Below are 14,743 nucleotides of genomic sequence, written 5' to 3'. Positions count from 1 at the left end.
GTTCGATATTCGGCGCCTAGAGTCAGGTTATCGATCATGACTGATCGGTGGGCGCTGTGTGTTTGCTCTGGGAGCCGACATGGCGCCATGGGGGGAAGAGGGCGATCCGCGCATTCATGGCCGTGTGCGTCGGCAGTCGGCAATTCTTGTGTCCGGCGTTTTTCCGCGTGCGGACAGGATCGACGGATGCATGATTTTCCGCTGCTGTTCCGGCTGCGGATCGCCCCTGCGAAATCAAGGGGGCTCGGAACAGTTGCACAAGAGGAACACCACGTCCCTCCGCATGCGGAGCGGGATCAGGCGTGGAATCGTGACGGCCACGGCGCTGGCGGCCGTATCGGGTGCTGTCGCGCCGACGACGGCCATGGCCGCGCCCGCCGGAAAGGCGGCCCAGGCCGGGAGCATCGGGACCACCGACCAGCAGCGGGTGGCAGCGGCGGCTGTGGTCCGCCTCGACCCGACGCCGGACGTACTCCTGCTCAGCGACTACGACTTCGTCCACGCGCTCTGGCAGAAGGCACGGGACGCAGGCGAGCGTCTGGGCGCGGTGCGCACGGCGGCGGAGGCGGCCATGGCCAGCAAGGTCGACGCGGACCACGTGCAGTTCATCACCGCCGGGATCCACAAGGCGTACGACCTCGACAAGCAGCGCGAGAAGGACCAGGCGGACGCCGACCGCGCCGCCCGGCTCGCGAAGTCCCAGGCCCTGATGACCGTGGGCATCGCGAGCACTCCCGAGCTGCTGGCGCTCAGCGACGACAACTTCATCCGCGCCATCGCCAGGCACTCCGCCGCAGGGCCCGAAGTCAAGGCGGCCGCGATCCGCGCGCTGCTCGGCGACGCCGCAGCCCAGCGGGAGTTCATCGTCAACGGCATCCGCCTGGCCCACAAGACCGACCAGGACAACGAGATCAAGGAGCTGCAGGAGCAGAACCGTCGCGAGGCCGAGCGCCGCAAGGAGCTGGCCGCGCGGAAGCGCGCCGCGGCGCTGTTCCGCGTCAGCCCTTCCGAGGCGATGCTCAACCTCAGCGACGACAACTTCATCCGCGAACTCCTGCGCACGGCTCCCGGCGATCTCGCGGGCACCGAGCTGCTCGCGGCGGCCCAGCGGGTGGTCCTCAGCAGCACCCCGGCGGACTGGAAGCAGTTCATCCATGCCGGTGCGGACGAGGCGTACAAGCGGGACGACGAGGCGCGGCGCCAGAAGCTGGCCGAGGCGAACCGCCGTCTCGCCCTGCAGATCCAGGCCGCGGCCGAGAAGACCGGGGTGAACCCGGGGCTCGTGGCGGCGGCGAAGGAGGCGCTGGCCGGGGGGCCCGAGAAGGTTGCCGAGTTCCTCAAGGAGGACAACCAGTACCGGGCGCGACGCCAGTCCTTCCAGTCGATCGAAGGGAAGACAGCCGGCTGGTACGCCCGCCAGAGCACCGTGGACGGCGGATACGGCTTCCTCACCCCGGTCGACGGTCGCAGCCCCAAGGCCGACCGCGAGGACGCCACCTGGGTCGTGCTTCCTTCGCTGGCCGGCCGTGCCGGCTGCTACTCCTTCGAGTCGGTGAGCAGGCCCGGCTACTACCTGAAGGTCAATGAGGCCGACGCCCACAAGGCGGTCGTCGGCGCCGACGACCGAAGCGAGGAGTTCCGCAACAGCGCGACCTGGTGCGCTCAGCCCGGCCTCGCCGGCTCCGGGAGCACTTCCTTCGTCTGGGGGGTGGGACCGGATGAACGCCGGCTGCGGCCCTACTGGGGCTATCTCGCGGCCGGCAGCATCCACGACAGCACGACCAGCTGGAAGATCGCCCCGCCGCTCGCCGGCTGACCCCTCGCCTCCGAGCCCGCTCACCACACGAACGGATTCCCCTGATGTCCCGCATCATTCGAGCTGCGCTGGCCGCCTGCGCCGGTGCCGTCGCGGTGGCCGGCAGTGCGAGCACCGCCCACGCCGACCCGTCCACCTTCCGAGCGGCCGCAGACGCACCGCCGTACGTGCGCCTGCAAGTGGAGTACTCCAAGACGTGCCTCACGATCGTCGACGGCAGTATCCGCGAGGGCGCCTACGCCGTCGAGGGCACCTGCAGCACAGAGGCCGAGAACCAGCTGTTCCGGCTGAGGCCCGTGGGCGGTGCGGCCTTCGAGCTGATGGCGAAGCACAGCGGACGGTGCCTGACCGATCCTCCTGAGGACCAATCGGACGTTCTGCAGCGGTGGTGTGACGACCGCTCCGGCCAGCGCTGGAAGGTGATGCTCGTCGAGGTCACCAAGGAGCTCTACGAACTGCGCCCGGTGAACCGTCCCGACGAGTGCCTGTCCATGGGCGGATACCGCCCCGGCGAGGAGCCGAAGGTGTACATCACGACCTGCTACGGCCTCACCTCCCAGCGCTGGCGGTTCCTGCCGGCCACCTCCTGACCTACGCAGCCGAGAAGAAACGGATCTTACGATGGCACGGATCGCTCGAGCCGCACTGGCGGTGGGCGCCAGTGTTGCCGCGTTGGTCGGCGGTACGACCACCGCTCACGCCCGAAGCGCGGCGGAGCCCGCCGAGGGCGTCGTCGTCCATCTGGAAGCGGGGGAGAGTAACCGCTGTCTGAGCGTCGGGGGCGACAGCACGGCGACCAACGGCGCGCCGGCGTACCTGGATTTCTGCACGACCGCCTGGAAGGGCCCGGTGTGGCGCCTCGTCGCCACCGAGGCGCCCACCCGCGAATCCTCTTTTGAGCTGCGTTCGATGCCCGGCGGTAAGTGCCTTGAAGTGGCGGACGGCAGTGATCAGGCCGGGGCCGCGATCCAGCTGGGCGAGTGCTCCGGGGCCAAGCGGACGCGCTGGCAGATCGATCTCGTCGACCCCGTCCGGAAGGTCTACCAGGTACGTGCCCTGCACGCTGCGGAACGCTGCCTGGACGTGCCTTACGGCAATCACACTGAGGGCGTGCGGCTGCAGCAGTACCCCTGCAACCAGACGACGGCGCAACTGTGGCGGATCAAGCCGGTCACTGCTTCATGAGCCGCTGGAGAGGGGGCGTGATGCCCCTGACGGCCGGACTGCTGATCGGAGGCGCCACCCTCGGCACGATGACACCGGCATGGGCCGTCGCACCGCTCCCGGCGGCCTCCGCGGCCGCGGACCAGCCGGCCGATCAGCCGTCCTCCATCGCGGCCGCGGCTTCCGGCGCGGCGCGCGAGAGCGTGCTCCGGGTCGCCACGTCGTCCCTTCCCGCCGAACTGCGCGTCTCGGCCTGGAACGCTTTGCGCAGCACCCGGGGCGACGAGGCGATTTCCGAGTGGCTGGCGCCCGGGGGTGGCTACGACCTCGCCAAACAGCGACTACGGGATACCCGTACCCGCAACAGGTTGTTCTGCGAGCGGGTGGTCCGTACCCACACGGTGGAGTTCTCGCCGGAGGTGCGCTCCGCGGCCGAACGCGCGCTCAAGGGGTCGGACGCCGATCGGGTGGCGTTCGTGAAGACGGGGTACGCGGAGGCACAGCAGCGTGACCGGTCCGTGCGTGACGCGGCCACTCAGCACCGCCAAGAAGTGAGCGCCAGGGACAGGGACTTCGTGCGGAGAACCGCCGAGAGCGACCCGGGTGAGCAGGTACGGGTGGCGGCGCAGTGGGCGCTGCGCCCGGGCGCGGCCGACACGGACGTCACGGAGTTCTTCGGCTACGGCTGGATGACCGGTGGCGCGCTGGACCTGGAGGCCTACAGGCTGCGGGCCGCCGACGACGACACGCTGCGGCACTACACCCTGACACAGTTGCTCAAGGAGGCCGTAGCCGCCGAAGCGGCGCTGAAGGGCGCCGCCGACGGCGCTAGGGCGCGCGCCGAGGCGCAGCAGGCTTGGAAGGCGGTCGCCGAGCACGCCGACGCTGCACGCGGCGCGTGGTCGGCGGGGCAGGCGACAGCCACGGCGCAGGCGGAGAGCTGGCGGGACATCGCCGATGCCGCCCGGGGAAGCGCCGACGAGCTCTGGAAGCGGATCGCCGAGCCCGCCGCCGCCAACCAAGGCTCCTGGACCAAGGAGCACGCGGACGCGGCCAAGGCGGTCACGTTCTGGCAAGAGATGTTCGCGCGGGCGCACGAGTCCGAGATGCGCGTGAAGGACTGACCGTCTCCGCGTGCGCCTCGTCCTACTGGTGCGCGCGATGCCAGCCAGCCAGGCGCAGATGGCCTCCCTCCAGGTCGAGGCGCAGCCGTCCCGCGGTTCGCGCCGCCTGCCCGCACACCTGCTCGTACACACCGATTCCCCCCTGCCCGCACATCGAGGGCAGGGGTTTCATTTTCCCTATTCTGAGGAGATTTTCCCTTTATGTGTAAGTTATGGCCGAGTATTGGTCGTGGAAGTCCGCGCAGTCATGTGCCGCGTGCGGTACGGGGCTTGGTGTCCGCAGTCGTGTCCGTGGCGCTGCTCACCGATCTGACCGGGCAAGCGGCCGCCGCCGCGTCGGCGGCTGCTGCTGCCGAGAAGCCCATCGGCGAGGTCATCGATGCCCGTGCCCTGGACCTGGTGCAGCGGGGGAACGCTGCGCTCGCCAAGGTGCGCGCCACGCCACCGCCGGCGGCCAGGACCGAGCTGGACCGGATCAGCGACGAGCGCGACCGGCAGCTCGTGGAGGACTTCGCGGAGTTCGATGAGGAGGAGGAAGTCCGCGCGGCCGCCCGGAAGGCCCTGGAGAGCACCGATCCGAACGCGATCCGGGACTTCCTGGAGCGCGGGGAGGCGGAGGCCCGGCAGCGGGCCAAGGACAAGAAGGACACGGCGGACGCCTCCAACCGCCGGCAGATCGAGGCGATGCGGGGCACCGGCGGCCCGCATTTCAACGCCGAGGTCGAACGGGTCCTCAAGGGCACGGCGCGGGACCGCGCCGACTTCCTCGCGTTCGGTGCGGACATCGCCCGGCAGCGGGACAAGGCCACCGAGCAGAACGAGCAGCAGCGGGCGGCGGAGATCCGCAAGCGGGTGGAGATGCTCGCTGCGGTCGGTGGGCCGGAGGTGAAGCGGGCGGCGCAGGCGGCGCTGGCCACCGGTGACGCCAAGGTGATCGCCGAGTTCCTGGAGAAGGGCTATCTGGTCGCGGCGCAGAAGGACGCCGATGACCGGGCGGCGCACGAGAAGGCGCAGAAGGAGGCCCTGGAGGCGGCGGAGCGGCTGCGGAAGCTGGCCGAGAACGCGTCCCGCGCGGCTGAGGCCCGTACGAAGCTCATCGCTGCCCACGGCGACGCCGTGAAGGCGCTGAAGAACGTCTCCAACGCGATGAACGCGGCTGCCGCACAGGCCCGCGAGGCCGACCGGATGCTCGCAGCGGACCGGGCCGGCAAACGGGTCTCGGACTACCGCCCGGTCAAGGCCGAGACGGCGCGGCAGGTCGGGCTCGCCGACCAGGCTGCCAAGCAGGCACAGGTGGCCGCCCTCCAGGCCAAGGCGCAGGCCGACGTCCTGGTGGAGACCGGGCTGACGCACGGCGTGCAGTGGTCCGAAGTCGCCGCGGGTATCGCAGCGGCGGCACAGGCCGCGGTCAAGGCCACGCAGACAGCACAGCACGCGGTGGACGCCACGGCCGCGGACGCCGCCGGCCTGAACGCGCAGAACCGGGCCGAGCTGCATGAACAACAGGCCGTGAAGTGGCGGGAGAACGCCGACGAGCACGCCCGGGCGGCAGCCCGCCTGGCCGAGGCCACGGAAAAGCAGGCCAAGGTCGCCAAGGACGCGGCCGCCAAGAGCCGGCAGGCGCGGATCGAGGCGGAGCAGGCCGAGAAGACGGCGTGGGAGCACGCCCAGAAGACCCGCGACGCCAGGGTGGAGGCCCAGCGCCAAGCCAAGATCGCCGCCGAGCAGCGGGTCGTCGCCCAGCGCGAGCGGGAACTGGCCGCCGCCGCACGGGAGCGCGCCGAACGGGAACAGCAGGCTGCGGCAAAGGCACGGGCACGGGCCGACGCCGAGCAGCGCACGGCGTCGGCGCAGCGGGCCGAGGCGCAGACGGCCGCGGCCACCGCAGCCGAGATGCGCGCGCGGGCCGCGACACAGGAAGGCAACGCCGCCCGGGCCGACAAGAACGCCCAGGACGAGGAGACCAAGGCCCGCGACGCGCGGAACAAGGCGTTCGAGGCGGAACGGCAGCACAACGCCGACGAAGCCCGGGCCAAGGCCACCGAGTCGCTGGCCGCCGCGGTGAGCGGCACGGCAGACGCAGGTCTGGCACGCCAAGCCGCGGACGCCGCCCGGTCGGACGCGGACGCGTCCGGAAGGGCCGCTACTGCCGCCCGCAATGCCGCCGATGGAGCTTCCGACGCGGCGAGGAAGTCGCGTGCCGCGGCGATCGAGGCGTCGGGCGCGGCAGCGCGGGCACGGGCGGCGGCCACTGAGGCCGGCGCGCACGCCTCGCGTGCCAACGCCGCCGCAGGCAAGGCCGAGGCCGCCGCGTTCGCCGCGGGTGCCGCAGCGAACAAGGCGGATTCCGAAGCCGCCCGTACCCGTGCCGCGGCCCAGCGGGCGAACACCAAGGCCGCCGAGGCCACCGCGCAGGAAGGGCGGGCGGGCATCGCCGCGCACGAGGCCGCTCGACTGGCCGGACTCACCGCCATCGCGGCCAACCAGGCACTCCAGGCAGCCAACCGCACCCGGGACGAGGCCGACGGCGCCACCCGCGAGGCGGCCATGGCCCAGGTCCAGGCCGCAGCGGCGGTGCAGGCCTCCTGGGCCGCCCGCTCCACGGCGGCCGGCATCGCCGACCCGGCCAACACCGCCATCGCGATCACCGCACCCTTCGCCGGCAAGGACGTGGACGCCGACTTCGTGGCGGCGGTGGCCAACGCAGCACTGCAGATGGGCAAGGAGCAGGTCGCTTCAGCCGAGGCCAAAGCCGCGGAGGCGGTAGGGGCTGCCGAAGCTGCCGAAGCGGCGGCGCAGCGGGCGAACGCCCAGGTGGCACCGGCGTTCAAGGCGGCCGCCGCGGCAGCACGCTCGTCGGCGGACGCCACCCGTTCCTGGGCGGCCGCGATCGCTTCGGCCGCGCAGGCTTCGGAGGACGGCGCGAAGGCCAGGGCGGCCGGGGCCCGGGCCAACCAGGCCGACGCCCAGGCCCAGGCCGATACGGAGCAGGCCCGCCAGGCCGCGACCGGCGCGTATGCAGATGCCGCGGCCGCGCGCAACGCGGCCACCCAGGCCGAGGCCGAGGCGGGGCGGGCCAGGGCCGCCGCTACCGAGGCGGAGAACCAGGCCGCTGCGGCGGCCGGCGCCGCCACCCTGGCCGAGAAGGAAGCGAGCACCGCCCAGACCGCCGCCACCAAGGCGGAGAAGGACGCCACCGACGCCGCCAAGCTCGCCACCTCGGCGGAGCAGCACGCCAAGTCCGCGGAGACCGCGGCCGGCAACGCCAACCAGCACGCCCGCGAAGCCGACGACGCCGCCAAGAAGGCGGAGGAGTACCAGCGCGAGCAGAAGCGCAAGGAACGCGAAGAGGCGGCCAAGGCCAAGGAGAGGACCAGCGGCCCGCCCGTCTCCTTGGGTGACGTGGAGCGGGAGGCCCTCGCGGCGGCCGGCATCACACCGGACGAGCTGGCGGAGGCCCGGGCGCTCGCAGAGAAGGGCCTGCTCGACTACCTGCTGGAGAACGGCGGCGAGATCCTCGTCGAACTCTTCTTCGAGGACATCAAGGCCTGCATCGACGACCCGGACATCCCGACCTGCCTGTGGGCCATCGTCCAGAACATCGGCCCGGCCAAGGCCCTCAAGATTGCCAGCAAGATCCCGAGGATCGCGAAGGCCATCGCGGGCATCAACTCCTTCCTCGACAAGGTCGCGGATGCGAAGAAGAAGCACAAGAAGTTCGACGAGGCACTGGAGCGGGCCAAGAAGGCCGCCAAGTGCCTGACCGATGAAGGCAAGGGCGGGGGCAAGGGAGGCGGCAAGGGCGGCAAGACCCCCAAGAGCGCCACCGCCACCAAGGCCACCGTCAGCAACTCCGTGGGCGCCGGGACGCTGCGCACCGGCAGCGGAAGCCGGCTCCGGTCAGCCGCGGCGGACGACGCCGACCTCGACTGCGGTCCGTACGTCTGGGTGCCGTTCCGCCCGGGCGTCGACGACGCGCCGCAGGGCGACATTCCGGCGGACATGGGCGAACCGTTCGGTGGGTTCCTGCGCCCCGGCGAGTACATCTTCGTCGTTCGCTTGGACGGTTCACTGCGCGCCGTGCACGTCGACGACATGCGTGCCGTCAACCGCGGCGCGGGACACACCTCGCTGGCCGAGCGCAAGCCCGTGCTCATGGCGGGCGAGTTCGTCGTGGGTCCTGGCGGCGTGTTCACTCGGATCGAGAACTTCTCCGGTCACTACATGCCGTTGGACAGGGAGGGTTTCACGCCCTTGAAGGACGTCACCCGCGCGGCCTTCCTGGCGCACGGCTGGGTGTTCCCCGAGAAGGCCTGGGTCTATTACCCCGGGCCGAAGAAGCCCTGACCGGGCACCTGACCGCTGGGTACAGCCTCGTGGAGGATGTACCCAGCGGGACCGACACGACTGAACATCCCCGACCGAAGCCGTGGTGACCATGGAACCCTCGACATACCCCGAACCCGACGTACGTCTGGCGCGCCTCGCGGGCGCGGTCGGCCTCTCGGTCACGTGGCCCCCGACCGAGGAGTTCCTCGACTGCCTCGCGGAGCGGACCGGGCTGCACACGCACGACCTCCTGCTCGTCGCGGACCTCCCCGTGCCTGAGACCGCGTGGCTCTTCGACGAGACGGCCGGCGCTTCCAGTTCCCTGGTGTCGTGCTCCCTCGCCCTGCCCGTGTCCGGTCGGCAACTGCTGCGCACCCGTGCACGCGGCATGACCGCACCAGCGGGCATGCTCGCTCCTTGGGAGCCCCGCCCGTACGAGCAGTACCCACCTGGTTTCGGCTCGCTCCTTCTCCGGATGCTCGCGCTCCGTAACCTGAACTGGTCGGGGACGGCCAAGGCGATGTGTCTGATGTCCGGTGTCTGCAAGGCGGCTTCGACGATCGGCGCGGTGGGGCGGGGCGCCAAGCCGCTCGATGCGGAGATGCTCGACGGCTTCGCCGCGGTGCTCGGCGTACCGGTCGCCGTGCTGGCCGGGCTGACCGGCGTCCGCCCGACGCCGGGTAGCCGCGAACTCACGCCCGAGGTGGTCGACACGGCCGCGCTGATCTGGGAGATCCGGCACTTGACCTGCGACCAGGAAAACCAGCTCACCGAGTACGCGGAGGTGCTGGGCAGGGAGTGAAACCATCCGGCAACGGCTGAGAGGAGGTGTCTTCCTGGCGGAGACGCCTCCTCGAACCTTGTCGCTGGTCTGGAACGGGGACCGGCTCCGGAGCGGCGGGGCCGGCTCAGACGCCGTACCAGCCGAAGGCCCCGGCCTCCTCGGGCCAGTCAAAGGATTGGTGCAGGGCCACGAGTGCGGTGATCAGGCGGGGGTCGAGGTCCCCGCCCCGCACGCGGTAGTCCTCGGCCATGCCCCGGAAGACCAGGCGCGTCCGGCCCGAGGCGTCGCGCCAGGTGATCCGGCGGGGCGGACGGAAGCCGGCGTCGTCCTCGGCCATGAAAGCGGCTATCGCGAACATCCAACTCAGCAGCAGCCCTACCGGCCACCACGCCGCCCACCACACCAGGCGGCCCTGGTGGCCGCGTAGGGCTGGCCCCTGGACCGGCTCCACCGTCCACCGTGCCCGGCAGATCCGGAAGGCCGGGCGGCGCCGGTACGTGATCCGTCCCAACGGGACGCCGTGGTGGTCCACGATGCGGTAGACGGTGGGCTGCCCGGTCGTCCGTGAGCCGTGCTGTTCGGTGCGTACGTACGCGAGGGGGACGTTCCCCTCGGCGAGGATGCGGAAGGAGCGGGTCCCGGGATGCATGTCGTGCTCGGGGCCGTAGGCGTCGCGGTTCAGCCAACCCGCACCGGCCTCCCCGCCATTGCTCTCCGTCCGGACCACGAGGGGCGCGGTCCCCTGGTACTTCACCTCGTACGTTGCCGGGCCCCAGGTCATGGCCTTCCCCTCCGTGCTGCTGCGGTGCGGCCGTCATGTTCTCATTGCCCGGCAGGTAGTCGATCTTCGGGGTGCCAGCGGGAAGGGTGGTCGTGCCCGCCCGGAGCGCGGGATGGCTCGTCAGTCGTCTGACCTGCGGTGTTCTTCGGCCCGGACGCGCGCCGCACCGCATGCGGGACTGTGAATCGTTCCCGGCGCCGAGCAGGCCGGCCTGCCTGGACCACTTCCATGCTCACAATCGGGGTGCACAGTGTGCCTGCGCCTGTGCCTGTGCCTGGCGGGTCCGGGCCGGCGTCCGCCCTACATCTCCCAGTGCTCCGCGCAGAACGTGGCCTCGCTGACGGTGGTGTCCTCGACCCTCGTCACGTCCAGGACCAGGTTGAGCCCGTCCGGGGCGACCGCTCCGCTGGGGGCGAAACGCAGGCCCAGGTCATGGTCCTCAACATGCTGCAGCACGGCCGCGTCGAGGGCTGAGGGCGTCACCCCGACCAGCGTGAGGCCGGCGTAGAGGACCTGCGGCCCGGTACGGCCGTACGCGGTAACGGCACCCAGTCGCGGAACGCCGTCCGGATGCCTCCAGTAGTGCGCGCTCACCCCGGCCTTCTCAAACCGGTCCTCGCTGAGGTTCCACTGCCCGGCCGTGCCGAACGACCAGAACGGGAAGTGGCCGATCCTGCCTGCCGGTGTCTCGCCGTCAAGGGCGGCTGCCACCTGGGGCGGGCTCATCCCGAACCGGAGCGGTCCTACCCGTTCCAGCGGCACCCACTCCCAGCGCGGACGGTCGTGGTCAGGCGTCACCGGCCAGGCTCCCGGGTTCCTCCCCCGCTCACGAACGTCCTTCCAGTGCATGACGGGCGCCGTCGCGTAGGGGTCGTCGGCGAGCTCGGGCCCGACGAGCAGGGCAGAGGTGACCACCGAGTCCTTCCGCTCCGGATGCCCCTCGGCAGACGGCCCCCACTCCTGCCCGGTGGCCATGGAGACCCCCCAAGCCGCGATCTCCGGGTCCCCGCTCCAGTTCACCCGCACCGTGGCCCCCTCCCGGCTGGCGAGTTCGTGGATCTCGGCGCGGACCTCGGACGGAACCCGGCCGATCAGCTCGACCTCCCCGACCCGGACCAGGGGACCGTCCAGGGCATCGACCTCCACGGCGACCAGGATCATCCCACGGTCGTAGATGCAGGTCAGCCCCGTCTCCCGGAACCGGCTCCAGGACATGCCGTCCGCCGAGACCTGCCCACCGTCGTGCAGCGGTCCGTCCAGGGCGGCCTTCACCTCGTCGGAATCCATCCCGAACCGTAGCGGCCCCACCCCCACCAGAGGGTCGAGCACCCAGCGCGCCCTGTCCTCCGGTTTCCTGTTCCACCAGCCCACACCAGCCCCTTCCTGCAACGCGGGTCCACCGCCCGTCGATCATGAACGGAGCCTAGGAGACCCCTCCGACAGACCGGTCGCCCTTGGGGGCTCTACGACGCGGGAGATGATCACCTTCCTCGCTGGAAGGGTGGTCTCACGCCTCGGACGGCGTACCACTGCCATGGCGTTGCCGCTGGCGGTGTTTGCGCATGGACACCTGGGAGCCGCAGCCAGTACTGCAGTACAGCCCTCCCCCGTTGCGGGTGCGGTCGAAGAAACCGAAATGGCACGGGGGGTTGCGGCACGCCTTGATGCGCCCCCAGTCGCTGCTCTGGGCGAACGTCGTCACCGCAGCCAGTACGGTTCCGAACACGCGCGGTACGCCCGCCTGCGGCGAGGCCAGCTCCACACCGCCGGCCGTGACCACCGTCGCCAGCGGGTAGAGCGAACCCACACGCCGCAGGTGGCGCTCGGCACGCAGCAGCGGCTCACCCAGACTTTCCTCGTCGCCCGAGTGCGCGAGCAGCACGGTCACCAGGGCATCACGCAGCTCGCGCGCGACCGCGGCGTCAGCGTCGGTCACCACGGTTTCGCCACCGAACTCGTCGCGCTCCGCCAGCCACGCCGCGAACGAGTCCCCGTCCCCGAACACTTCTCGGCGACCCGATCCGTCCGCGCGCGTGTTCACGAACGCGAGAACGGTCTCCACCGTCGGCGTGACGGCGCGTGGGCTGGGTTTGGGGGATCCGGCTGCCGCAGTGATCATCCTCCCACAATACAGCAGCGTGAGCGGTGCTAATCCAACTAGAGAGCAACCTTCCAGTCGATCTAGGTTGACTCGTTGCGAGCTAACCGCTTACGGTCGCAACATGAACGAAGCATCGAACCACCAGGCCCACCTCCGCACATGGCTGATCACCGGCGCGACGTCCGGCATCGGCCGCGAACTGACGCTCCAGGCACTGGAGAACGGCGACACCGTCTCGGCCCTCGCCCGCGACACCTCCTCCCTGGACGAACTGGCGCAAGCGCACGGTGAGCGCCTGCTTCTCATCCAGGCGGACGTACGTGACGAGCGGGCCGTCCAGGACGCAGTGGAAGGCACGCTCGCACGGTTCGGCCGTATCGACGTCGTGGCCAACAACGCGGGATACGGACTGTTCGGAGCCGTTGAGGAAGCCTCCGACACGCAGGTCCGTGCCGTGTTCGACACCAATGTCTTCGGAGTGCTCAACGTGCTCCGCGCAACGCTGCCGGTGCTCCGCGCCCAGCGGTCCGGGCACATCCTCCAGGGCTCGTCGGTCTACGGGCAGTCCGCCCACCCCGGCGTGGGTCTGCTGGCCGCCACCAAGTACGCGGTCGAGGGGCTGTCGGACGCGCTCGCGGCCGAGGTCGCACCGCTCGGCATCAAGGTCACGATCATCCAGCCCGGGATGACCGCGACGCCCTTCCTCGCCAACCTCGACGTCGCAGCCGGCCTGGGCGACTACGACCAGACCGTCCGCGAGGTCCAGAAGGGCATCGGAGAGCTGCCGGCGTCCGCGTTCTCCGCCGCGGCGCGGATCGCCACAGGCATCCGGACCGCGGTCGACAGTCCCAACCCCCCGCTGCGCCTGGCCCTCGGCGCATCCAGCGCGACGGGCATGCGCCCCGCGTTGGAGGCACGCATCGCAGACCTGGACAACTGGCAGCGCGTGACCGACGCCGTCGACAGGTAGCGGCGATCACCTCGCCGAGGCGGGTCCCAGGCACCCGTGGACGGGGTGTGCGCTTCGTGGCGGGGACGGTCACCCGTACGCGGCCCGGTTGCACGGGGCAACGGTGGGACGCAGGGTGCTGGTGCGCCCAGAGGTGGTGGCGAAGGTGAGCGTGGATCGGGCCGTGGACCGGGGCGTTGAGCATGCTACGGAGACGCGCGGTCGGTCATGGCCGGGGCATGTGGCACGACCACCTGGGGCAACGGCGGATCGGAACGCCGGGCCGGTAGGCGTCCCGGCTGACCGGGCCAGGCCAGCAACCGCCCCTGCCCGTTGCCCGGACCTGTGAGGGCACCGCATCGCTCGTTGGCGCGGAATCGACAGCTCCGGCCCGCCGCCGCCCTGGCCCGCCGCCGCCCTGGCCCGCCGCCGCTCCGGCCCGCCGCCGTCACGGCGGCGCGCCGGGGCGGCGGTGGTGGCCTTGCGGGACCGCGAGCAGGGGCCCTCAGCGGGGCGGGAGCTGGTCGTAGGTCTTGAAGGTGTAGGTCGCGGAGAAGGCGATCGAGTTCCCGGTCGCCGCGGGGAGGCCCAGGCGCTTGTTGACCAGCCGGCCCAGCGGGCCGCAGCCCTCGGCGGCCGGGGCGGTGAAGGCGTCGTCCTTCGCCTCGAACGCGATGACCGGCGGGTTCCTCGACACCCACTGGGAGCTGCCCACGCGCTGCAGGCGTATCTCCAGCGGCTTGTCGCCGCCGCCTATCACACAGTCCTGCGGCAGCAGGGGACTCAGGACGCGGAAGCGCAAGGTGAACAGCCCCATGCTGCTGCCGACGGAGTAGAAGTCGGACCGGCCCCCGTACTCCGGCTGGAGGGACAGCGGGAAGAGCGGGTGCCCGGCTTCTCCCGCGCGATGGTCCAGGAGCCCGCCCGGGACCGCCGTGGGCCCTCCGCGCAGCGCACCCCAAACCTGTCCCTTGCTCCCGTCCGGCATCGGCCCCTCGGCGTGGGTGATGGTCATGGGCGCGAGTTCCGGTATCCGCCGGCTCCCCAGGTCCAGCGCCCCCGTCGCCGTGAGCACTTCACACTTCCACTTGCTCGCGTCTACCCCGGCCGGAATCGCCGGGCAATCGCTGAAGTCGTACACGGGTACCGCCACGGGTATCGCCACGGGTGCCGCTCCGGGCGCTGTCGCGGGCGCCGCCGTCGCGGGCACGGCCACCCCAGCGACGGCGGCCGCGGTGAGGGCGGCGGCGACGGTTCCCCTAGCCACACGACGGGCGGTGGACGAGCGCTTCTCGGCTGTGATCTCCATGCCGTCCAGACTGCCGACCCGCCCACCCCCCGCCCACGGGAATCCCCCCAGCCCGCCCCTGACCTGTCCCTGACCCCGTGTCAGGGACGCACCGCTGTAACGGCGGCGTCCGTCAAGACTTGAGAGGGCGTTTCATCCCTTTGTCTCATCCCGCATTGCCGGGTTGATGATGGTTCAGGCTCCGCGCCATGTGGGGGTCGGCCGGCGCAGGTCGAGCAGCATTCCACGGGCAGGGGCGTCAGAGGGCCACGAGCGGGCCGTAGTCGTCGGCGATGCGCGTACGGCCCCGGCGCCTTCGGCGTTGGGGGGGGCGGGGGGGTGGGCCCCCGGCGGCGACCCCCGCGGAAAAAAGGAATGGCCCCCACCCGCCCCACAAATATGTGTGG

The 14,743-nt window shown here is 71.2% G+C and carries 11 protein-coding genes; 7 read left to right on the top strand and 4 right to left on the bottom strand.

Annotated features, from left to right (window positions below; translation table 11 throughout):
* The first annotated feature begins 310 nt into the window (after positions 1-310).
* From ACFV7Q_RS05585 to ACFV7Q_RS05560, 6 genes are all read left to right on the top strand, one after another.
* A complete protein-coding gene (locus ACFV7Q_RS05585; RefSeq protein ID WP_385423883.1) occupies positions 311-1,816 on the top strand; it encodes an AbfB domain-containing protein in 1,506 nt (501 codons plus the stop codon).
* A gap of 44 nt (positions 1,817-1,860) precedes the next feature.
* Positions 1,861-2,406, top strand: a complete 546-nt coding sequence (locus ACFV7Q_RS05580; protein WP_385423881.1) for an RICIN domain-containing protein — start codon at positions 1,861-1,863, stop codon at positions 2,404-2,406.
* 31 nt (positions 2,407-2,437) lie between these two features.
* Positions 2,438-3,001, top strand: a complete 564-nt coding sequence (locus tag ACFV7Q_RS05575; protein ID WP_385423879.1) for an RICIN domain-containing protein — start codon at positions 2,438-2,440, stop codon at positions 2,999-3,001.
* Positions 3,002-3,021: 20 nt separating this feature from the next.
* A complete protein-coding gene (locus ACFV7Q_RS05570) occupies positions 3,022-4,104 on the top strand; it encodes an ALF repeat-containing protein (protein ID WP_385424050.1) in 1,083 nt (360 codons plus the stop codon).
* A gap of 273 nt (positions 4,105-4,377) precedes the next feature.
* Positions 4,378-8,451 carry a hypothetical protein gene (locus ACFV7Q_RS05565; protein ID WP_385424048.1) on the top strand — a complete coding sequence of 1,358 codons (4,074 nt, stop codon included), beginning with the start codon at positions 4,378-4,380 and terminating at the stop codon, positions 8,449-8,451.
* Between the two features lie 91 nt (positions 8,452-8,542).
* On the top strand, positions 8,543-9,235 hold the full coding sequence (locus ACFV7Q_RS05560; RefSeq protein ID WP_385423877.1) for a hypothetical protein: 693 nt from the start codon (positions 8,543-8,545) through the stop codon (positions 9,233-9,235).
* Between the two features lie 106 nt (positions 9,236-9,341).
* Here ACFV7Q_RS05560 and ACFV7Q_RS05555 read toward each other — a convergent pair whose 3' ends face one another.
* The 3 genes from ACFV7Q_RS05555 to ACFV7Q_RS05545 form a co-directional block, all read right to left on the bottom strand.
* Positions 9,342-9,998, bottom strand: a complete 657-nt coding sequence (locus ACFV7Q_RS05555) for a hypothetical protein (protein ID WP_385423875.1) — start codon at positions 9,996-9,998, stop codon at positions 9,342-9,344.
* Between the two features lie 300 nt (positions 9,999-10,298).
* Positions 10,299-11,285, bottom strand: coding sequence for a hypothetical protein (locus ACFV7Q_RS05550; protein WP_385423873.1), 987 nt, complete (start codon positions 11,283-11,285; stop codon positions 10,299-10,301).
* A gap of 220 nt (positions 11,286-11,505) precedes the next feature.
* The gene (locus tag ACFV7Q_RS05545; protein ID WP_385423871.1) at positions 11,506-12,117 is read right to left on the bottom strand and encodes a CGNR zinc finger domain-containing protein; all 612 of its coding nucleotides are present in this window, start codon (positions 12,115-12,117) and stop codon (positions 11,506-11,508) included.
* Between the two features lie 103 nt (positions 12,118-12,220).
* Here ACFV7Q_RS05545 and ACFV7Q_RS05540 point away from each other — a divergent pair, with 103 nt between their 5' ends.
* A complete protein-coding gene (locus tag ACFV7Q_RS05540) occupies positions 12,221-13,069 on the top strand; it encodes an SDR family NAD(P)-dependent oxidoreductase (protein ID WP_385423869.1) in 849 nt (282 codons plus the stop codon).
* Positions 13,070-13,553: 484 nt separating this feature from the next.
* Here the strand turns inward: ACFV7Q_RS05540 and ACFV7Q_RS05535 are convergent, their stop codons facing one another.
* The gene (locus ACFV7Q_RS05535) at positions 13,554-14,357 is read right to left on the bottom strand and encodes a hypothetical protein (protein WP_385423867.1); all 804 of its coding nucleotides are present in this window, start codon (positions 14,355-14,357) and stop codon (positions 13,554-13,556) included.
* Between the last annotated feature and the right edge of the window lie 386 nt (positions 14,358-14,743).

The organism is Streptomyces sp. NPDC059851 (genome assembly GCF_042732005.1).
Taxonomy (GTDB): domain Bacteria; phylum Actinomycetota; class Actinomycetes; order Streptomycetales; family Streptomycetaceae; genus Streptomyces.
Note: the sequence above shows the minus strand (reverse complement) of the source record. Positions and strands in the feature narration are given on the sequence as shown.

Coding starts and splice junctions, on each gene's coding strand:
- ACFV7Q_RS05580 (WP_385423881.1), top strand. CDS start 1,861: ATGTCCCGCATCATTCGAGCTGCGCTGGCCGCCTGCGCCGGTGCCGTC.
- ACFV7Q_RS05575 (WP_385423879.1), top strand. CDS start 2,438: ATGGCACGGATCGCTCGAGCCGCACTGGCGGTGGGCGCCAGTGTTGCC.
- ACFV7Q_RS05570 (WP_385424050.1), top strand. CDS start 3,022: ATGCCCCTGACGGCCGGACTGCTGATCGGAGGCGCCACCCTCGGCACG.
- ACFV7Q_RS05560 (WP_385423877.1), top strand. CDS start 8,543: ATGGAACCCTCGACATACCCCGAACCCGACGTACGTCTGGCGCGCCTC.
- ACFV7Q_RS05555 (WP_385423875.1), bottom strand. CDS start 9,998: ATGACCTGGGGCCCGGCAACGTACGAGGTGAAGTACCAGGGGACCGCG.
- ACFV7Q_RS05550 (WP_385423873.1), bottom strand. CDS start 11,285: ATGGATTCCGACGAGGTGAAGGCCGCCCTGGACGGACCGCTGCACGAC.
- ACFV7Q_RS05545 (WP_385423871.1), bottom strand. CDS start 12,117: ATGATCACTGCGGCAGCCGGATCCCCCAAACCCAGCCCACGCGCCGTC.
- ACFV7Q_RS05540 (WP_385423869.1), top strand. CDS start 12,221: ATGAACGAAGCATCGAACCACCAGGCCCACCTCCGCACATGGCTGATC.
- ACFV7Q_RS05535 (WP_385423867.1), bottom strand. CDS start 14,357: ATGGAGATCACAGCCGAGAAGCGCTCGTCCACCGCCCGTCGTGTGGCT.